Annotated in this window: 19 protein-coding genes; 8 read left to right on the top strand and 11 right to left on the bottom strand. The window is 32.5% G+C overall.

The window, feature by feature from the left end; translation table 11 throughout:
* Window positions 1-10: 10 nt before the first annotated feature.
* Entirely contained in the window at window positions 11-349 is a 339-nt protein-coding gene (locus tag AC15TD_RS12950; RefSeq protein WP_484452575.1) for a DUF4870 domain-containing protein, read from the top strand.
* A 94-nt stretch (window positions 350-443) separates the two neighbouring features.
* Here AC15TD_RS12950 and dnaN read toward each other — a convergent pair whose 3' ends face one another.
* The 6 genes from dnaN to AC15TD_RS12980 form a co-directional block, all read right to left on the bottom strand.
* Window positions 444-1,562 (bottom strand): DNA polymerase III subunit beta, encoded by a 1,119-nt coding sequence (dnaN, locus tag AC15TD_RS12955; protein ID WP_484452576.1) that lies wholly within the window; start codon window positions 1,560-1,562, stop codon window positions 444-446.
* A 174-nt stretch (window positions 1,563-1,736) separates the two neighbouring features.
* Entirely contained in the window at window positions 1,737-3,374 is a 1,638-nt protein-coding gene (gene gldG / locus AC15TD_RS12960) for a gliding motility-associated ABC transporter substrate-binding protein GldG (protein WP_484452577.1), read from the bottom strand.
* Window positions 3,361-3,852: a hypothetical protein gene (locus AC15TD_RS12965; RefSeq protein ID WP_484452578.1), complete on the bottom strand. Its 492-nt coding sequence runs from the start codon at window positions 3,850-3,852 to the stop codon at window positions 3,361-3,363. The genes gldG and AC15TD_RS12965 overlap by 14 nt, the downstream gene beginning before the upstream one ends.
* A gap of 4 nt (window positions 3,853-3,856) precedes the next feature.
* On the bottom strand, window positions 3,857-4,567 hold the full coding sequence (gene gldF, locus AC15TD_RS12970) for a gliding motility-associated ABC transporter permease subunit GldF (RefSeq protein WP_484452579.1): 711 nt from the start codon (window positions 4,565-4,567) through the stop codon (window positions 3,857-3,859).
* A 103-nt stretch (window positions 4,568-4,670) separates the two neighbouring features.
* Window positions 4,671-4,967: a putative quinol monooxygenase gene (locus AC15TD_RS12975; protein ID WP_484452580.1), complete on the bottom strand. Its 297-nt coding sequence runs from the start codon at window positions 4,965-4,967 to the stop codon at window positions 4,671-4,673.
* Between the two features lie 6 nt (window positions 4,968-4,973).
* A complete protein-coding gene (locus tag AC15TD_RS12980) occupies window positions 4,974-5,810 on the bottom strand; it encodes an SAM hydrolase/SAM-dependent halogenase family protein (protein ID WP_484452581.1) in 837 nt (278 codons plus the stop codon).
* Between the two features lie 243 nt (window positions 5,811-6,053).
* Here AC15TD_RS12980 and AC15TD_RS12985 point away from each other — a divergent pair, with 243 nt between their 5' ends.
* Window positions 6,054-7,007 carry a PhoH family protein gene (locus tag AC15TD_RS12985; protein ID WP_484452600.1) on the top strand — a complete coding sequence of 318 codons (954 nt, stop codon included), beginning with the start codon at window positions 6,054-6,056 and terminating at the stop codon, window positions 7,005-7,007.
* 168 nt (window positions 7,008-7,175) lie between these two features.
* Complete coding sequence (locus tag AC15TD_RS12990; RefSeq protein ID WP_484452582.1) at window positions 7,176-8,129, top strand: phosphoribosylaminoimidazolesuccinocarboxamide synthase; 954 nt, start codon at window positions 7,176-7,178, stop codon at window positions 8,127-8,129.
* A 139-nt stretch (window positions 8,130-8,268) separates the two neighbouring features.
* On the opposite strand, the gene AC15TD_RS12995 is transcribed toward AC15TD_RS12990, so the two are convergent.
* From AC15TD_RS12995 to AC15TD_RS13005, 3 genes are all read right to left on the bottom strand, one after another.
* A complete protein-coding gene (locus AC15TD_RS12995) occupies window positions 8,269-9,060 on the bottom strand; it encodes a carbonic anhydrase (RefSeq protein WP_484452583.1) in 792 nt (263 codons plus the stop codon).
* A 386-nt stretch (window positions 9,061-9,446) separates the two neighbouring features.
* Window positions 9,447-11,321: a M1 family metallopeptidase gene (locus AC15TD_RS13000; RefSeq protein WP_484452584.1), complete on the bottom strand. Its 1,875-nt coding sequence runs from the start codon at window positions 11,319-11,321 to the stop codon at window positions 9,447-9,449.
* 263 nt (window positions 11,322-11,584) lie between these two features.
* Window positions 11,585-12,673: a heparan-alpha-glucosaminide N-acetyltransferase domain-containing protein gene (locus AC15TD_RS13005; protein ID WP_484452585.1), complete on the bottom strand. Its 1,089-nt coding sequence runs from the start codon at window positions 12,671-12,673 to the stop codon at window positions 11,585-11,587.
* A gap of 100 nt (window positions 12,674-12,773) precedes the next feature.
* Here AC15TD_RS13005 and AC15TD_RS13010 point away from each other — a divergent pair, with 100 nt between their 5' ends.
* Window positions 12,774-14,132, top strand: coding sequence for an alanine/glycine:cation symporter family protein (locus tag AC15TD_RS13010; protein ID WP_484452586.1), 1,359 nt, complete (start codon window positions 12,774-12,776; stop codon window positions 14,130-14,132).
* Window positions 14,133-14,137: 5 nt separating this feature from the next.
* Here the strand turns inward: AC15TD_RS13010 and AC15TD_RS13015 are convergent, their stop codons facing one another.
* Together AC15TD_RS13015 and AC15TD_RS13020 are read right to left on the bottom strand one after the other, a co-directional pair.
* Window positions 14,138-14,803, bottom strand: coding sequence for a 3'-5' exonuclease (locus AC15TD_RS13015; RefSeq protein ID WP_484452587.1), 666 nt, complete (start codon window positions 14,801-14,803; stop codon window positions 14,138-14,140).
* Window positions 14,804-16,723, bottom strand: coding sequence for a DUF294 nucleotidyltransferase-like domain-containing protein (locus AC15TD_RS13020; protein WP_484452588.1), 1,920 nt, complete (start codon window positions 16,721-16,723; stop codon window positions 14,804-14,806).
* 160 nt (window positions 16,724-16,883) lie between these two features.
* Between AC15TD_RS13020 and AC15TD_RS13025 the strand changes: the two genes are divergently transcribed.
* The 4 genes from AC15TD_RS13025 (at window position 16,884) to AC15TD_RS13040 (ending at window position 20,739) form a co-directional block, all read left to right on the top strand.
* Window positions 16,884-17,303, top strand: coding sequence for a transposase (locus AC15TD_RS13025; RefSeq protein ID WP_484452589.1), 420 nt, complete (start codon window positions 16,884-16,886; stop codon window positions 17,301-17,303).
* A gap of 107 nt (window positions 17,304-17,410) precedes the next feature.
* Window positions 17,411-18,655 carry a hypothetical protein gene (locus AC15TD_RS13030; RefSeq protein ID WP_484452590.1) on the top strand — a complete coding sequence of 415 codons (1,245 nt, stop codon included), beginning with the start codon at window positions 17,411-17,413 and terminating at the stop codon, window positions 18,653-18,655.
* 11 nt (window positions 18,656-18,666) lie between these two features.
* On the top strand, window positions 18,667-18,927 hold the full coding sequence (locus AC15TD_RS13035; RefSeq protein WP_484452591.1) for a DUF4212 domain-containing protein: 261 nt from the start codon (window positions 18,667-18,669) through the stop codon (window positions 18,925-18,927).
* A gap of 36 nt (window positions 18,928-18,963) precedes the next feature.
* The gene (locus AC15TD_RS13040; protein ID WP_484452592.1) at window positions 18,964-20,739 is read left to right on the top strand and encodes a sodium:solute symporter family protein; all 1,776 of its coding nucleotides are present in this window, start codon (window positions 18,964-18,966) and stop codon (window positions 20,737-20,739) included.
* Window positions 20,740-20,881: the final 142 nt, after the last annotated feature.

The following is a 20,881-nucleotide window of genomic DNA, read 5'->3' on the forward strand; positions in this document are numbered from 1 at the left end:
ACAAACCATCATGAGACAAGATAATCAACTTTTAGTAATTACCCATTTAAGTCAGTTAGCTTCAGTGTTAACTGGTTTTGGAGGGTTAATAATTCCTCTGATTCTTTGGGCTACCCAAAAGGAAAAGGTGTATAATATGGATATGCAAGGAAAGCGTATTGTTAATTTTCAATTAAGTTTAATTATTTATGCTATTATATGCATCCCTCTGATACTTTTATTGGGATTAGGGCTTTTAGGTTTAATTTTGTTAGGTTTAATTTCTGTTATTTTTCCAATAATTAATGCTGTAAAAGCAAATAATGGTGAAAACCCTGATTATCCTATGACCATACAGTTTATAAAATAGACTTCTTATAGATATTAAATCTCTTCATATGAGATAATAAAAACGCTCACTAATTTAGTGAGCGTTTTTTTATAAAATATAAATTAAAATTTGTTTAACTATTAAGCATAACGGGCATAACTAACATTGTAATAAGTTCACCTTCATCTAAACCATCTATCGGTGTTAAGATGCCTGCTCGGTTTGGTAAGCTCATTTCTAGCTTAACGTCATCTGCACTTAAATTGTTGAGCATTTCAGTTAAAAATCTGGAGTTAAAACCAATTTGCATATCATCTCCATGATAATCACAAGTCAATCGTTCTTCAGCTTTATTACTGTAATCAATATCTTCAGCTGATATATTTAATTCCGCTCCAGCGATTTTCAATCTGATTTGATGTGTTGTTTTATTTGAGAATATGCTCACGCGACGTACAGAATTTAAAAATTGAATTCTATCTATCATTAACTTATTAGGATTTTCTTTAGGGATAACAGCATCGTAGTTCGGATATTTTCCATCTATCAATCGGCAAATTAATTGAGAATTTTCAAAAGTAAATTTGGCGTTAGAGTCGTTATATTCAATGGTGACCTCTTCTTCACTTCCTGCTAAAATGCCTTTTAAAAGATTTAATGGTTTTTTAGGCATAATAAATTCGGCGGGTTGATTTGCTTTTACATCTTCTCTTGTATATTTTACAAGTTTATGAGCATCTGTGGCAACAAATGTTAAGCCTTCAGAAGCAAATTGAAAAAATACACCACTCATCACAGGGCGCAAATCATCATTACCAGCCGCAAATATAGTTTTACTTATGGCTGTAGCTAAAATATCACCGGTTAATATGGTTTTACTAGGGTCTTCTAAAGCAACAGCCTTAGGGAATTCTTCAGCATTTGCATATGCTAGAGCATATTTTCCATGATTTGAACTTATTTCAACCGTGTTGTTCTCCTCAATTTTAAATGTTAAAGGTTGTTCAGGAAATGTTTTTAAGGTATCAAGTAGTAACCTTGCAGGAAGTGCGATACTACCTTTATTATCACTTTCAACACTAAGTTCAGAAACCATAGTAGTTTCCAAATCACTTGCAGAAACAGTCAGTTTTGAATGATCTAATTCAAATAAGAAATTATCTAAAATTGGTAGTGTATTTGAGTTATTAATCACACCACCTAAAACTTGTAGTTGTTTTAATAAATAGGTACTTGATACTATAAATTTCATTTGGTCGTTTATATTTTTTAATTGACAAATATTACATTCATTTAATTCTAATAACCTTAAATCAAAAGTTAAGTAAAATGAATGTTACCCGTATTTGTTCTTTGTTTCGTTTAAAGAATACTACCTACAAATATATTCCATACAGACTAATAAAGGAAACAAACTTATTAACATTTACTTGGTGAATTTTTTCTTTCTTACGTAATTAAAACCAAAACCAAAAAGTGCTAATAACACTAATGGTAGCAATATATTAAGAAGTTGCCAGTTAGTTTTTTGTCTGGTAATTTTTTGAGGATCTAAAAAGGCTACTGTTATTTCCTTTGAACGAATGTTTATAAGTCCATCGTCATCCAATAAGTAATTTATGGCATTCAGTAAAAATTCTTTATTACCAAAGGTTTTACCAGTCCATCTATCAAAGCCCAGTTCTTGAGGTTGACTTCTAACGATATCATTCTTTATAACATCACCATCTGCAATAACAATCATTTTTGTTGGACTACTTTCATCTTTTTCTTTTGAAAAGTTGAATGGCTTAATTCTATTTTTATAAACCGATGTAAAACGGCCTTCTAACAATACCGCAAGTGGTTGATTTCCTTTATTAAAAAGCGCAGGGTCTTGTTGTCTGGTAACAATATCCAAACTAATTTCTCTAGGAGTTCCTTCAAGAGCTGTTAAGGGAGCACTTTCTAATAAAATAGTCTTTTTAATGCTGTTTTTTAGCGTGTCTATTTGATTGGCGAAATCAAATTTCACAAAATTTAAATTATTAACAATAGGATGTGTACTATTCGTTGATGCAAGGGGTGAATAAGGCCATTGTAAGTGTTGAAATTGTGAATTACTTCCTTCACCAACAGCCAATGTAATTGGGGCCGAATAAAGCGAGCTTATTAATATCGGATTAATTCGAATGCCATATTTAAAAAAGAAATCGGTAAGATTTAAATCCCTCGCTATAGCAAAGGTTGTTCCGGCTTCATTGTACAAGCTATCTTTTTCAGCGATTACTTTGTCTATAAGCCATAAACTTTTTCCGCCATTCATGGTAAATTGGTCTAAAACTTGTTTTTCTTTTTCGGTAAAAACTTCTGTTGGTTTTGCGGCCAGTAATAAATCAAATGTGTTTAAATTAGTTAATGCTTTTTGTGGATTTACAGAAACACTATCAAGCGTAAACGGTGCGATATAATAGTATTCACCCAGTTTTTTCACAAAATCAAAAATGTATTTATCTTCAAGTTCTCCGTTTCCTTTTAATACCGCTATTTTTCGTCTTTTTGGTTTTATTAATTTACTAAAAGCATCAGAAAATACATATTCTAAATGCTGTACAGAATTTGATACTAATTCTTGTTGTGAAGCCCCAATTTTATTTTTAACTAAAGAAACTGGTATCGTTTTATCCTGATAACTTACTAAGGCCCATGGATAGATTACCTCCTGTGTGCTTTTTCCATCCTCTTGAACGCTCAACTGCATTGGCATTAACCCTTCGGTTCGATCATCCTCTAATGGATTGATAAAACGAAAAATAATATTCTTGTTATCTGCTGAAAATTCTTCAAGTAATTGGGCTGTTTCTCTTTGTAGCCGTTTAAATTCTGAAGGAAAATCGTCTCCTTTTAAAAACACATCAATTACAATAGGCGAAGTGGCATCTTTTATCACATGTAATGAAGCAGCACTTAAGGTATAACGTTTGTCATGTGTTAAATCAACACGTTTAAAAGCCAAACTACTCAGGTAGTTAATAACAATTAAAACTAGTAATGTTAGGATGATATGTTTACTATTTTTCTTCAAATGTTTTTTCTAATTGATATTGTCTCACATTCTTAACAATATTGTTTTTAAATTCTAGCTCAATACACTCTTGCATCATATTAAAAGCACCTGGTTTAAAACCTAGGTTATAATTCCATTTTTCTGAAGAATTAGACTTAATAGCATCATCCCAACCATACCATTCGCTTTTTCCAAGCAATGTTTCTACCTCTTTTTTATTTTTGCCCATAAATAAACTATCATTAATCATATTATTACTCATTTCATATCGCAAGGCTGGTTTTTCCTGCCATACTTCACTGTCAAAATATTTTTGATGATGATACCTTGTAAAGATATTAATGAACGGATAAAACACATAAAAATAAATAATGGGTGATAATACAATAGTAATTAAAAAAGTTATCCATTTGCGCTTGTCTATTGTTCTCGCAAATATCCAGACCAACGCAAGAACCAAGCAAAAAAGAATAATAAAAGCGGGGGTAATAATCATGTACTTATTTTTTGAAAGTTGTTTTGGTTAGTACAATAAAAAAAATGGTAACACTTAAAAAATATATAATATCTCTACTATCTAAAACACCTCTGCTCATACTTTTAAAATGGTAACTCATTCCTAATTGTTCTAAGAATAGGCTAGAGGTAAAATCTGAAAGCCCTTCAAAACCTATGTAAAACAGAAAACAAATAGAAATCGCTATTAAAAAGGAGACGATTTGGTTTTCCGATAGTGTTGAAGCAAAGATTCCAATAGCTGTATATGAGGCTATTAAAAACAATAAACCAAAATAGGAGCCAAGCGTACTACCAAAATCTAAATTTCCAATCGGATTTCCTAATTGGTAAATGGTATAAACATAAAGAAGTGTTGGTAAAAGCGCAATCATAATTAAGATGAGTGCTCCAAAATATTTTCCTAATACTATTTGAAGTTTTGATATGGGTTTAGTAAGTAAAAGTTCTAAAGTACCTTGTTTTTTTTCATCAGAAAAACTGCGCATAGTTACTGCAGGAATCAAAAACATTAAGATCCAAGGGGCTATTAAAAAGAACGATGATAAATCAGAAAAACCATAATCTAATATATTAAACTCACCCTTAAATACCCATAAAAACAAGCCGTTAAGTAATAAGAATATTCCAATAACTAAATACCCAATTGGTGAAGAGAAAAATGAATTTATTTCTTTTTTAAGTATTGCTAGCATTGGGTTTGTTAATGGTTGTTAGTTTTTGTTTCCCTTAAAATGATTTAAAATTCTTAAATCGTTTTTCTACATTGGTTAATCATATCTCGTTTTTCTTCATTCATTATAGTAAAGACGCAACTTTATCCACACTCCACGCTTCTGGTTTTGCATTAAAAAAACGTTTAGTTTTAGACCACACGCTTTTAAATAGTTCAGATTGTCTGTAATTTTCTAAATCACTTTCATTATTCCAATAACTGTATGTAAAAAACACGCAAGGATTTTCTTTATCTCTGTAAAGTTCTAACAAATTACAACCTTTAAAATTTCTAATCCTGTTTTTATTGTCTTCAAAATTACTTAGAAAATCGTCTATATGTTCTTCAGAAAACCGCATTTTTACAATTCTTACAAACATAGGTAATTATTCTTTTAAAAAATTAACACTTACAGCATCCATTAAGCCTAATCCCATTAATGTTGAAGCACTTCCAACAGTCGCAGAATTACTTTTGTAAACTGCAATTTCTAAAAAATTACCAGAATTAAAAACAACTAAACCACGGCCTTCATCATGTCTTTTGTCTTCAGGTATTTCAAAATTTATAAAATCACTATATTTTTTATGAATAGCTCTAAACTTGTAGCTTCTGGCCGAAATTTCAAAAGAACGTCCTTTTTGAACCATTTCAAAAAATGATTTTTTAATATTTGTTACGACATTTCCGTAATTATCAACATAAATAACGCTTCCAATAATTTGCGATTTATCCTCATTTACATAAGGAACAATATTTTTAATGGGTTTTATTTTAGTAATAGTTTTACCAATAATTTCCAAAGTACCTCCTCTGGCAATATGGCAAGCCACTTTTACAAAAACATCAAGTACCGGAAAACTAGTTTGAATTTTATCATGAATATTAATTTCAACAATTTTTTCTGGCACTATCTCAGCACAAAGCATACTCATAATGCCATTATTTGCGCAAACAAAGTAATGATCGTCAAGTTTAAGAGCAATATGTTTATTTTCTTTATTTAATTCAGAATCTATACCAATAACATGAATGGTTCCTTTGGGAAAACTTCGATAAGCATTTTGAATAATATAAGCAGCTTCAGAAATATTAAATGGCGAAATAGAATGTGAGATATCAACAATTCGTATTTCGGGCATCTCACTGTAAATGGCACCTTTTATCGCACCAGCAAAGTGATCTTTTTCACCAAAATCAGATGTTAATGTGATAATTGCCATATTAAAATTGTTGATATGTTTTTAATGAGACCTCAATCAAAATTATGTATTTTTGACTTTTACAAACCTACATATTTTTTTTCGTTTTCAATTTTAAGTTTGAAGTAAAAAAAATAAATGTTGGCTAAAAATTTCTAATTAAAAATAAGTAAAAGTTAACGCAATAAAACAAAAAATTTGTTCATCTAGACACAGCTTTTGAAGTATAAGTTAGATGGATTTTTCAAAATAAAAACAACGCCTTTGAACGAAATTATTATTGAACTTGAAGAGATTACTCCAAAAGAGTTTTTTGGAGAACATAATATCAATATTGAATTATTAAAAAAATACTTTCCCAAATTAAAAATTGTTGCAAGAGGTAATAAATTAAAAGCATTTGGTGATGAAGAACTTCTTGAAGAGTTTGATAAGAGAATTACCATGCTTTTAAAGCATTTTGCAAAGTACAATAAACTAGACGAAAATGTGATCGAACGTGTTTTAACGAGTCAAAGTAGCGATGACTATTCTACGTCTAAACAAAGTGGCGAAGTAATTGTTCATGGTGTTGGCGGAAAGTTAATTAAAGCGCAAACGGCTAACCAACGTAAAATGGTAGAGCTTATGCGAAAAAACGATATGGTTTTTGCCATTGGTCCTGCAGGTACAGGTAAAACGTATACAGGTGTGGCATTAGCCGTTCAGGCTTTAAAAAACAAAGAAGTTAAACGTATTATATTAACCCGGCCTGCGGTTGAAGCAGGTGAGAATCTAGGCTTTCTTCCTGGCGATTTAAAAGAAAAACTTGATCCATACATGCAGCCGTTGTATGATGCCTTACGGGATATGATTCCTGCCGAAAAACTTTCAATGTATATTGAAAAGGGCACCATACAAATTGCACCATTAGCGTTTATGCGTGGAAGAACCTTAGATAATGCTTTTGTGATTTTAGATGAAGGTCAAAATACAACACACAACCAAATGAAAATGTTTTTAACCCGAATGGGGAAAAACGCGAAGTTTTTATTAACAGGAGATCCGGGACAAATCGATTTACCAAGGCGAACCATTTCTGGTTTAAAAGAAGCCTTGTTGATTTTGAAGAATGTAGACGGTGTGGGTATGATATTTTTAGACGATAAAGATGTGATTCGTCATAAACTGGTTAAAAAGGTAATTGAAGCCTATAAAAGTATTGAAAACAGAGAATAATTTTTTAGAAGCTATGTCCCGCTTTCCACTATATCTTTTTTACTTTTAATAGCAAAAAAGGATACCGCTGCAATCGGGGCTAGGGCTTACGAACTAAAATGAATATAAATGTCATAATGAGCGCAGACGAAGTGTATCATAAACAAATTAACTCATAAACGAATAAACATGAGTCATAATACCATCATCGATACCAATTTTAATTTCCCAGGACAAAAAAGTGTTTACAAAGGAAAAGTTAGGGAAGTCTATAACATTAACGACCAAGAGTTAGTTATGATTGCGACGGACAGACTTTCGGCGTTTGATGTCGTTATGCCAAAAGGCATTCCTTATAAAGGACAAATACTCAATCAGATCGCTACCAAAATGATGGCAGCCACTGAAGATTTAGTCCCAAACTGGTTAACGGCTGCGCCAGACCCAAACGTTGCCGTTGGTTATTTATGCGAGCCCTTTAAGGTAGAAATGGTAATTCGTGGGTATATGTCTGGTCATGCAGCACGTGAGTACAAAACGGGTAAACGTATGCTTTGTGGAATCGAAATGCCAGATGGCATGAAAGAAAACGATGCCTTTCCAGAGCCTATTATTACACCTGCTACCAAAGCAGAAATGGGTAACCATGATGAAGATATTTCTCGTGAAGGAATTCTTAAACGTGGTATTGTAATTGAAGCGGATTATTTAGTTTTAGAAGATTATACTCGTAAATTATTCCAACGCGGCTCAGAAATTGCAGCTTCAAGAGGCTTGATTCTTGTCGATACAAAATATGAGTTTGGAAAAACTAAAGATGGTAAAATAGTATTGATAGACGAAATACACACACCAGATTCTTCGCGCTATTTTTATGCCGATGGCTATCAAGAGCGTCAAGATAAGGGTGAAGCTCAAAAGCAACTTTCTAAAGAGTTTGTGCGCCAGTGGCTCATCTCTAATGATTTTCAAGGCTTAGAAGGGCAAACAGTACCTTTTATGAGTGACGACTATATAGAAACGGTCTCAGACCGTTATATCGAATTATATGAAAACATTACCGGAGAAACCTTTGTTAAGGCCGATGTGTCTAACATTCAAGAGCGTATTGAAGCCAATGTTTTGGCGTATTTAGCAAAATAGTTTTTTGGTTGCGCTTATCTTCATTGATATGACGTCGTTTCAATGATTTATATCAGTCGATAAGCAAATTTAAAGTTTTAAAATTACAAACTCAATAGTTGTAGACTGTTCTGAAAGAAAAGTTATCAACTTTCAAGCCTTAATAATTTAGTGTCACTATACGCTCATTTAAAGGTTGTTCGTTGCGGTAATTATTAAGCGGCATGTTGTTTTTCAGTTTTAAAACTTCATCAACCGACAAAATAAAAGGGTTTTTAAAAACAATCCAGTTTACATTTTCAGTACATGGTGGTGTTGTTAAAGAGCCTCCGTATGCATAATAGCTTTTATCTTCCAAAAATAAACCAGATAAATCAATGTTTTGGTGTATATCTTTTGTTACACCATTTTTTATAGGTAAAAAGCTTTCAAAAAATTCAAATAACTGACTTTCATCGCCTTCTTCTCCTAAAATACCTAAGACTGTTATTTTTCCTGCTTTATTAACGTGTACCAGATGCATTTCAATGGGGTAAATTACACCGTTTATTTTGTGTTCAGAAGGCTCATGGAAATGAATTTGTTTTAAATAAAAGGTTTGGTTTTTGTAGTTGATAGAGTCTCCGGCTTCAAAGTCAAACTGAATGGAATGCCCGTTATTTTCAACTTCGCTAATAAGTGTGGTTGGGGTATATAATATTTTTAAATCATCTTTTGAAGCGACCGAATCTGTGTCTTTGTGAATGATATTAATGGGTGATTGGTGGTTGCCATCGCAATCTGAATTTTTTTCAATCTCTATCCAATGTTCTGGTGATGTTTCGCCCGAATAACTCCAGTGGTGCTCGTTTTCTGATTCAGTTTCGCCTGTGTGTGTTGTGTTTTCTTGTTGTTTACAAGCTATAATTACTAACAAGATACTGCATATAACTTTAGTAAGTTTACTATTCATGTTGGTTAAAATTAAAGACGTTCTAGATGAACTCTAATTAATATGTGATAAAATTAGTAACTTCCTTATATTTAAAAGCTAACTTTTATCAGTTTTGTACTTTTTTTACTAAAATTTATAGGTATAGCTAATGCGAATTACTTGTGTTTCATAATAATTATTGCTTGTGTACCTAAACGTCTCTCCTTGATGTTTTGTTTAATAATCGTCGTATTTAAAAGATAGGTGGCATGAAAGAGGAGCTTACTTTTGCGGTTAATAAAAGAATTTCTGAAGGCCATAAATCATATTAAAAATATGAACACGAATTTAATTAAAGGAGTAGCCAAAGTTCTTTAAGAAGTTGAATTAAAAACTAAACCTTATAAGTTTATAAGTTACTACTTTTATATTTTTAAGAAATTATTTGTCTTGTTGGCGTCTGGATAAAAATCATCAATTAGTTTAATGTCTAATAAATTATCAGCGTCTAAAATATCAATGGTTACTTTATTTTGGTCAATGTCCTTCCAAATACGTGCAGTTTTTTCAATAATAACTTGTTTCCCATTTTTGTAAGTAAACTGCAGAAATATAGGTAAGGGCAATCCGCCAAAGTTTTGAATATACACTTTCGAATTTTCAACTTTATCTATTCCTAAATCGCCATAGCCTTGTTCGAATACCCATTTGTTCCAGAACCAATTTAAATTGGTATTGCTAATATCATTAAAGGAATTCATAAAGTCATAAGGGGTAGGGTGTTTTCCTGTCCAGCGTTTTATGTAGTCTTTTAAACAATTTTTAAATACAGTTTCTCCTAATAAATGCTCCAAAGTAAAGTACATAAATGTTGGTTTTCTATACGATAATTGACTGTGAGCAGGTCCAAATGTTAATAAATACGAAGGGGTTATAAGTGGTACATCCCACATACTCCCTGCATTTTCATTATAACTGTTTAAGTTTCTTTTAAGTTCCATATTATCCTTTGGGGTATTTTTATAATACTCTTTAAGAAATTTTATAGTTAAAAAGGTAGCCCAACCTTCCTCCATCCATGAGTATTTTACCTCATTAATTCCAGTAAGAAATGGAAAATAGGTATGTGCTAATTCATGAAAGGTCACATCTGTATTTTCGTAGTCTTTATCACTAACACCGTTATTTGCCATCATTGGAAATTCCATCCCGTCAAATTCTGGCACACCAATAAAGGTTGTAAATTGCGGATAAGGATATATAACGTTAGGATAAACCGTACTTGAATATTGTAAGGACTTTTTCTGTGCACCGATTAAGTATGCTACGGAAGATGCTTGAGATTTATCAAAAACTAAATGAGATGCAATCTTTTTATTCTCAATGGTTACTGTGTTGCTAATCCATGTAAAATTATTACTCACTGCGAAGGCAAAATCGGGTACATAGTCTGCCTTAAAATGCCACTGTTTTTTAACCTTATTATTCGTTTGGGGTTCACTCCAACCTGGTAATATGGTAATGGGTACTTCAGATGTTTTGGCCTTATTGTAGCGTTGCAATACCTCTGTCGGTAAAACGGCTTCTGGGTTTTGTAAAACACCTGTTGCCCAAATGTTGTAAGTATCAGGTGCTTCAATAGTCACATTAAAATCAGAGAAGTCATTGTTGGTTTCTTGACTTGCCAAATACTCCATCCTGTCCCAGCCATCTATATCATCGTATCTTGCAATTTGAGGATACCAGTAACCCATAAAAGCACTCGAACTATTGTATGCCCCAATCCGATTCACATAAGTTTGAGGCATTTCAGTGGTCCAATCCATACTCAGAACCGCAGTGCTTTTAGGTAGTATAGCATTTTTAAGACGCACAATCATATAAGTCCCTCTCATTCTAATTTGTCTACTTTTGTTAACATCGAAAGGGATGTTGTTAATGGTTAACTTGCTTATTTGTAAACCATCCGTAATATCTTCAAGAGGAATAGAATTTGCTCTAGGGGCTCCTTTTTTGTAATGATTAGGATATAATTTTATATAAATAGATTTTAAAGTATCCGGACTATTATTGACGTATTCAATAACCTCACTACCTTTTATTTTCCAAGTTCCTGGTTCTATAGCTGCGTTAATAGTATAAGAACTAAAGTTTTGCCAGTATTGGTCACCTGGGTTGCCATCTAAGGCTCTGGTAGATAATTTATAAGCCTTTTGAAATTCAATGGGCATGTATAAATGACTTTGAGAATACAGATTTAGAGAAATGAATGCAATTATAAAAATTTGATATTTTTTCATATTAAAATGGTAGTTATTTAGATATCAATCTGTTTAAGTAAATAATATTAGTTGATGGGTCAATTTAGACTTTAAAATTTTAAGAATTGGTATGTTGCAGCGTATTTATTTGAAAAATAGCAATCAAATGGTGCTAATTTTTCTTTTGTGATTCACTCGCTTTATCCGTACGACTAAAAGGCAATCCTAAATCTAAATAATTAGACAAGGCCTTTTCGGTATAAAAAAATCTGGAGTTGGAAAAACCATTAGCCTCTCATACTTTATTTTTTTATTCTATCGGTAATTTTTCGGGCTAGACTATATACAAAATGGTTTGTGCGTGCGTAGTGAAAGGAGATAATGCATACCACAATAATAAATAATAGCGCCCCTATTATGGCCTCCGAAGGATTTAGCGAATGGTTTAGAAACCGTTTTAAGCCATAACCTGTATAACTTCCAAAGAGAATAATAAAATGAATCACGTAAATAGACAGTGTTTTTTCTCCAATTTTTGCAATGATAGATTGTTTTAAGAAACGTTCAAAAGCATAAAACACACCAAATAGGATTAATACATTACCTAAGCGTGTAAACAAGTAATTATAGTCGGCACTTAGTTTTAATAATTCAATACCTGTAAATTCGTTTAACTCCAATAAAAACCATGAGGAATAATATACTAAGAATAAGCCGACTACAAAAAAGATGGCTATTGTAAACACTTTAAACAGGTTGCGATGCGCGTGCCTAAAAAATACGGTAGATAAAAAAGCTCCAAATGCCGAATACCCAAACCATGGAAGTATGGTAAAGACCGAGCCATTTATTTTGGTCATATAATTGGCTATAATAAGCGGTAAATTGTCGATTGCTAAATTTCGGTATAAGGGTTCAGAAATAAAACATAAACATCCTAAAATGAAAAGTACTATCGAAAAAATATAACTATGGTGCTTAAATACAATATGTAGGCCAACTAAAATAATGAGTGACAAACCAATACATTGTAACACGTCTACAACTAAAAAATACGGACTAAAATAACCATCAAACCAACTTAAAAGATTTATACGAAGACTGTACCCTATAATAATAAGCAAAAGTCCTCTAAAAAATCCTTTCTTTATTCGAGGTTTGTCACTTCCTTTCTCATTAGCACGCAAAAGCAAATAGGTAAATACTAAACCAGAAATAGTAAAAAATACAGGTGCTGTAATGCCTCTAAAATAAGACCATATATTGTAAATGGTATTCGTGTTATCTCTAAAAACAGGATCAATAAGCGTATCAATAAAATGCCCTTGTAGCATCATTAAAATAGCAAAAGCTCTAACGGCATCAATAAAATATAATCGGTTAGGATTCAAAAGTGATTCGTTTATTGTGATAAATATACTTTTAAAAATTAAAGCTAGATACGGCTAAAGTAATATATTTATAAAATAATACTTAAAAATTTAATACTACATGGAACAATTCATTGAAAAATTTTCTTCATACGCATGGGGTTTGCCTTTAGTTATATTGTTAATTGGCGGCGGATTATATCTGTTGATTTTATCTAAATTTTTACCTTTTAGATATATTGGGCATGCGATACAAGTGCTTAGAGGAAAGTATGATGATCCGGATGATCCAGGACAGATAAGTCATTTTAAAGCATTAACAACCGCATTGTCATCTACCATTGGTATGGGTAATATTGCCGGTGTTGCTGTGGCTATTTCTATGGGTGGTCCTGGAGCCATGTTTTGGATGTGGATAAGTGCTATTGTAGGGATGTCGACTAAATTTTTCACGTCTACATTGGCTATTTTGTATAGAGGTAAAGATAGTGCTGGTGTATTACAAGGAGGACCTATGTACTTTATTGTTGAAGGTTTGGGTAAATCTTGGAAACCACTTGCTGTGATGTTTAGTTTTTTTGGGATGATAGGTGTTTTACCTGTAGTTAATGTGAATCAATTAACACAGGCAATTAATGATATTGTTTTAACACCTAATGGTGTTGAGGTTGGGTTTACCTCAAATGCGATTATAGCGTTAGTTTTAGTTGTTGCAACATCCATTATTATTATTGGTGGTTTAAAAAGTATTAGCAATGCAGCATCTAAAATGGTGCCTACCATGGTGATATTATACTTTATTTTAGTGTTAATTATTTTAATTACTAACTATGATGAGGTTCCTAAATATTTTGCTATGATTTTTACAGATGCATTCGCCGCTGAAAACTTTAAAGGTGATCCGTTTTTTGGAGGTGTTTTAGGAGCTTTGGTTTTGTTAGGAATTCGTCGTGGGGCCTTTTCAAATGAAGCGGGTATTGGTACTGCTCCTATGGCTCACGGAGCGGCAAAAACCGATGAGCCAGTACGTGAAGGATTGGTGGCTATGTTAGGACCTGCCATTGATACGTTGATAGTTTGTACGCTAACAGCTTTGGCTATTTTAGTAACAGGTGTTTGGCAAACAACGTCCGACAACGGTGTGAGTTTAACGGCGTCTGCATTTGATGCTGCCATCCCTGTTTATGGTAAGTATTTACTTATGGTCTGTGTGCTCATTTTTAGTGTATCATCACTATTTTCATATTCTTATTATGGCACAAAATGTTTATCTTTTTTAATTGGAGATGATAAAAAGCACTATTTTAATTATTTTTATATTTCAAGTATCATTATTGCAGTTATGACTCCTTTTAGTATGATGCTAAATTTAATTGATGGTGTGTTTGCTTTAATGGCAATACCTACGATGGTTTCGACCCTTATATTGGCACCGCGAGTTATAAAGGAGTTTAATGGCTATAAAAAAAGAATTAAATAAAAATGCTATTCTTTATTTAATAAATAGTCCCATTTTAGTTGTTTGCGTTTATCTAATCGTGCTAAAATTTTTAAAAAAATAAGACCAGTTATAAGCGCGTCTCCAGTGGCTGTGTGACGATCTACAACAGGAACATTAAGTTCTTTAGCTAAATCGTCTAAAGAAATGGGTTTAAGATTTTCCTGATAAATAATGTGCTTCGATTTTTTATATAAAGTACCAGTGTCTATAAATTTGTTTTTTAGTTCTTTCATACCATGTCTTAAAAGCATTTCGTTAAACATGTTTTTGTCGAAATTGGCATGATGAGCTATCAAAATATCATTTTTTATATACGCCAAAAATAATTTGATCGCATCTAATTCTGTGATCTTTTCTAAGGTACCTTTTTTCATTAAACCATGTATTTCTACGGTTTCTGGTTTAAAAATATCTTGCTCTAAATATAGCTCTAGGCTCTCACTCACTTGAATCTTTTTATCAATAAAAGAAATAGCTCCAATAGATAAAACACGATCTTCTTTAACTTTAAAACCAGTAGTTTCTGTGTCTAGCGCAACAAAGCGTGTATTTTGGATATCTTTTGGATTTTGTTCTTTAAAGGAATCAATGTAGTTTTTCCAAAAATCTGGATAATGAGATGTCTGTTTTTTGAACCAAGGTAACTTCATTTATATAAAGTTTTTTAAATCAAATTGTAATTTTAGACTTTCTTGAATTTCGTGAATAGGTTTAAGGCAGCGACGTAGTTTTAATTGTTCTTCTTTAGTTAAGGTTTTTAATTCTATATACTTACCAGAAGTGTTATGAAGTAATCCTTGTTTTGTTTTGAATTTTAATAAGGCTTTAAAAGCATAAGAACAAGATTCGTAGAGTTCTTTATTTTTAGAATCTATTTCTGCTAATTTTTCATAACGTTCAGAAGTATTGTTAATACCTTTTATTTTATGACTTAACATGAATAATCTGGCAGCATCAATTAAAGGCATGAGTGCTCTGCTTTTTATATTGAAAAGATCTTTTTTTTTACCGTCTTTTTCAACTGAAAATTGTTTAAAAAAGCCAAGTGGTGAGGGACTTTTTATGGCATCAGTACCTAGAAATTTTATAAATAATGACGTTTTATGTAGGTTTCCGTAAATAGAATCGGATAATTCATTTACTAAGGTTTCATCTCCATAAACATGACTGTAATCAAAAAAAATGGACGATAACAATATGGCTTTTTCATCTGGTTTTAAAATCCAATCTTTAAATTGTAGTTTCCATTCAGTAATAGACTTACACCATTCGGGGTTGCTTGCCATCATATCTGCTTCACAATATTCAAACCCTATTTTGTTTAAAGATTTTGTAACCAGTTTGGCAAGTTTTAGAAAATAGTTCTGAGTTTCTTTGTATTTACTTTCTGAAACATCCTTAAAAACAAGGGCATTATCTTGATCTGTAAATAGCAACTGTTCTTTTCTTCCTTGACTTCCTATCGCCATCCAAGAGAAAGACACGGGAGGCCGTTTAGGCATTTTTTTTAAGGTGATTACTATGGCTTGTGCGATAACGGCATCATTAATTTGAGAAATGATATTTATTATGTGAGATAACGGAATGTTTTGTTCCAGATAACTCTTTAATAAATTATTGGCTTTTAATCTAGCTGCTCTAAGCTCTCTCGTTCGTTTAGTTCGTTTTATTGCTTTTAATATAACCGATGGATTGTTTCCTAATGATACCAATATATCATGATGTGTTAAAACACCGGTAAGTCGGGAATTAGCGGTGCCATCTTTTGTAATACACAAATGGCTAATGCCATGTTTTATCATTTGTAACTGTCCATCTGCAACTGTTAGACCTTTTTTAGCTGTAATAACAGGAGAATTCATAATACTGCTAACGAGTGTTTCTATAGGGAATAAGCCCGTGGCAATTTTATTTTTGATATCACTGTTCGTAATGATACCAACAGGATGTTTAAGTTCATTTATAACAATAATACATCCTATTTTATGAGTACTCATTTTTATTGCGGCATCTTTTAAGGTTGAATGGATATTGCAGGTAATAGGTCTTTTTGTATAATTAGCCGATTGAAAATTCACCATGTCTTGAGACTTATGTGGTAAATAGTCAACAAAAATTTTATCAGTTTCTTCGGCTGTATATGGATCATAGGCATTAGTTGCGAAAGCTGTAATTAAATATTTATAAACAGCAGCATTTTCGCTGGTCACCCTTTGAAAAATATCAATAGGTATGGCGTAAATTATAGATTCTTCGTTAGCAGTGGCGGTTAATTTATAATTTTCTTTTGCTATAAGGGGTCTAACACCAAAAACGTCGCCAGCATCGCAGATATTTAAAACTTCTTGCTCGTTGTTAATGTCGCTATGAAATAAGGTTACGGCTCCATTTCTAACTAAATAAAAATCACAATTAAAATTGTCACCTTTTTTAAATACAGTATCTCCTTTTTCAAGATATACAATAGATACTTGTTTAGAAATTTCTAGCAAGTCATCATTTTTTAAGATGTTAAAAGGAGGGTATTTTTTCAAAAAATCAAAAACACGTTCTGCGATAGAGTTTCTCATAGTGCTAATTTATAAAATCGTAGCTAATAATTTTTTTGAATAAAATGTTTTTAAGTCTTAAATATATTATAAAGAGCATGTAATCATTTTTTGAAAGTTAATAGCTATTCTATTTTTATTTATATTGCTAATTTAATATATTTATGCTAAAATAATATATATGACCATTGATCTTTGTCCAAACTGTAGCTCAAGCAGATATGTTAAGAGTGGCATTGTAAATGAGAGACAGCGCTATAAATGTAAGTATTGTGGGTATTATTTCACTGTTAATAAGATTGGCAAGAAAATTGATGACTATTATGTTAATAAGGCATTGCAGCTGTATTTAGAAGGATTAACATATAGAGAAATTGAGCGTATTTTGGGTATTTCTCATGTAAGCATTATGAACTGGGTAAAAAAATATAATATTAAACGGCCTTCCGGTTCAAACTATCATCCAACATATAAAATATTAAGTGCAAATGAGCTTTCAAACTATTTTCAGAATACTAATAATTTGTCTGGAGCAGGGGTTGTTGTAACGGAACTCGGAGATAAGTTTATGTTGATAAAATGGGAACGTTTTAGAGAATAACTATATTAATTTAACAGAAATATATATTGATTTTTTTTTAACAGTAACTTTTTTGGAGATTAGCAAGGCACACAAAACCAATTTGTTAACTAATCATTCAGAAATTTATGAAAAAAAAGTTCAACGCGCTGATAGTTTTATCCTTGTTTTTTGTTCAGTTCATGTTTTCACAAGGTTCGCCAGATTATAATGGTGGCTTAAAGGTGAATTTAAATGAAGATGGTTCTAAATATTTCAGAATCATTTCCTGGGCACAAATTTGGGGACAATACAACTCAGACAAAGCTCTAGATGGCAACGGAAATGAACAGTCTAATACAGACTTCAGTTTACGTCGTGCCCGTGTCTTAATGTATGCCCAAATAAATAAAGATTTTTTAATCTTGACTCATTTTGGACTTAACAGTTTAAATGCAAATAATATGTCTCCCATAGGAACTGGTGAGCGTTCACAGTTATTCTTTCATGATGTATGGGGACAATACAGTTTAGGTAAAGACCATGCCATTGGTGGTGGCTTGCATTATTGGAATGGCATCTCACGTGCTAACAATCAAAGTACTTTAAATTTACTTATGCTAGATAACCAACGTCAGGCATGGGCATCCCTTGGATTAACAGATCAATTTGCACGCCATATTGGAGTTTATTTAAAGGGTAAATTTGGAAAACTACAATACCGCGTTGCAATTAATGAAGCGATAACCAATAATTTACAAGCTTCAGCTACCCCAGTTAATGGCGGCGCTGCTGTATATTCTGGAAGACGCTTATTAGGCTCGAAAGATGCAGGAAAAGTCTATGCTGGTTACTTTGATTACAACTTTTTAGATCAAGAATCTAATTTTTTACCATATAAGGTGGGTAGTTACCTAGGTGGGAAAAAAGTGTTTAATGTTGGTGCTGGTTTTTTCTTACATCCAAAAGGATCTGTTCTGGCAGATAATTCCGGAAATTTATCTGATGAGGATGTTTCTATTTTTGCCGTGGATGCTTTTTATGACGCACCTGTTGGGGGTAATGGAGGTGCTATTACGGCGTATGCTTTAGTCCAATTTAATGATTACGGTAGAAATTATACATTAGGAACTACCTATGAAACGGGGTCGTTAATTCACGGTCATTTTGGATATGTGCTTCCTACCGAAAATAAAACGAAATTTCAACCTTATATCCAGTTAGATAACCGTCAAATTGATGCTATTAACGATACCGCAACGTCGTTTGGAATTGGGGCTAACACTTATTTTAGTGGTCATAATTCAAAACTTACCTTAGAGTATTTTAATACCAAATACGGCAATAATGATGCCGTTGCAACACTAACACTTCAAGCCATGATTTACCTTTAAAAACTAAAACTATGTCAGAAAAACAAAAACATGCAACTGCCTATTGGAGAGAAAACCTAAAATATTTAGTGATTTTGTTATCCATTTGGTTTATAGTCTCTTATGGATGTGGGATTCTATTTAGAGAACAATTAAATCAGTTCAGATTAGGAGGCTTTAAGTTAGGCTTTTGGTTTGCACAGCAAGGGTCCATTTATGTATTCGTTATTCTCATTTTCGTATATGTAAGACTGATGAATAAATTAGATAAAAAATATGGTTTCGACGAGTAAACCCTTAACTTAACTAAACTTTTAAAATTAAAAATTATGAGTGTACAAACGTGGACTTGGATATTAGTAGGGGTTACTTTTTCCCTATATTTTGGAATTGCAATCTGGGCTCGAGCTGGCTCAACTAAAGAATTTTATGTAGCTGGTGGAGGTGTTTCTCCTTTGGCAAACGGTATGGCTACGGCGGCTGACTGGATGAGTGCTGCCTCTTTTATTAGTATGGCAGGTTTAATCTCTTTTATGGGATATGATGGCTCTGTGTTTTTAATGGGCTGGACAGGAGGCTATGTGCTATTGGCATTGTTATTAGCGCCTTATTTAAGGAAATTTGGAAAATTTACAGTGCCAGATTTTATAGGTGACCGTTATTATTCAAATACTGCCAGAACTGTAGCAGTAATATGCGCTTTAATAGTGTCGTTTACCTATGTGGCGGGACAAATGCGTGGTGTAGGAATTGTGTTTTCACAATTTTTACAAGTAGATATTAATCTTGGTGTTATCATTGGTATGACAGTGGTTCTTGTTTTTGCCTTTTTAGGTGGAATGAAAGGAATCACATATACTCAAGTGGCACAATATTGTGTATTGATTTTTGCTTTTATGGTACCTGCATTTTTTATTTCTATGCAAATGACGGGAAATATCATTCCTCAAATAGGAATGGGTGGAAAAGTTGAAGGTGGAGTCTTTCTTCTTGATAAATTAGATGCTTTACATACACAATTAGGATTTAACGAATACACAAGTGGAACAAAATCGACTTGGGATGTGTTTGCAATAACATTGGCCTTAATGGTTGGTACCGCAGGATTACCACATGTAATTGTTAGGTTTTTTACGGTTCCAAAGGTTAAAGATGCGCGTAAATCTGCAGGTTTAGCATTATTATTTATAGCAATTTTATATACAACAGCTCCTGCAATAGCCGTATTTTCAAGAACAAATTTAATTGAAACGGTAAGTAATAAAGAATACAAAGAAATTCCACAATGGTTTAAAAACTGGGAGAATACAGGTTTAATAGCTTGGTCCGATAAAAATGCAGATGGAAAAATTCAATACGTAGCGGGTAGTGCTTTAAACGGAAAAAAACCAGTTTACACAGATGCTAGAGGAGTAAATGGTGAACGAATGATTTCTAATGCAAATGATGAACAAAATGAATTATATGTAGATAGAGATATTATGGTATTAGCCAATCCTGAGATTGCCAATCTTCCAAATTGGGTGATTGCATTGGTTGCAGCAGGTGGACTTGCAGCTGCGCTTTCAACAGCAGCAGGATTGCTTTTAGTAATCTCAACATCAATTTCTCATGATTTAATTAAAAAGCAATTAAAGCCAAATATTTCTGAAAAAGGGGAGTTGATGGCGGCACGTATTGCTATTTTAGTTGCGATTATCATTGCCGGTTTATTTGGTATTTATCCGCCTGGTTTTGTAGCTGCAGTTGTTGCTTTAGCTTTTGGTTTAGCGGCAGCTTCATTTTTTCCAGCTATTATATTGGGAATATTTGATAAACGTATGAATAAACAAGGTGCTATTTCTGGTATGATAGTAGGTATAACACTTATGTTATTTTACATGATTCGTTATAAAACAGGATTGATAGGTGTTATGGATGCAAGACCAGCTAGCGAGTGGTGGTTTGGAACATCACCTGAAGGTTTTGGTACGGTTGCTATGATTATAAACGTTATCGTTTCTTTAATTGTTTCAAGATTAACATCACCGCCTCCGGCAGACGTTCAAGAAATTGTTGAAAGTATAAGAATCCCTAGTGGAGCAGGCGAAGCCTCTTCTCATTAATAGCCGGTTGGTTGGTTATATAAACAGTATTGCATGGATTTGCAATACTGTTTTTTTCTTACTTTTAAAATAAATAAATTTAACAGATGAAAAAACGTCATGAACAAAAGCTTATCGTACTTTCTATAAGTTTGTTTTTATT

Source organism: Yeosuana sp. (assembly GCF_057126245.1).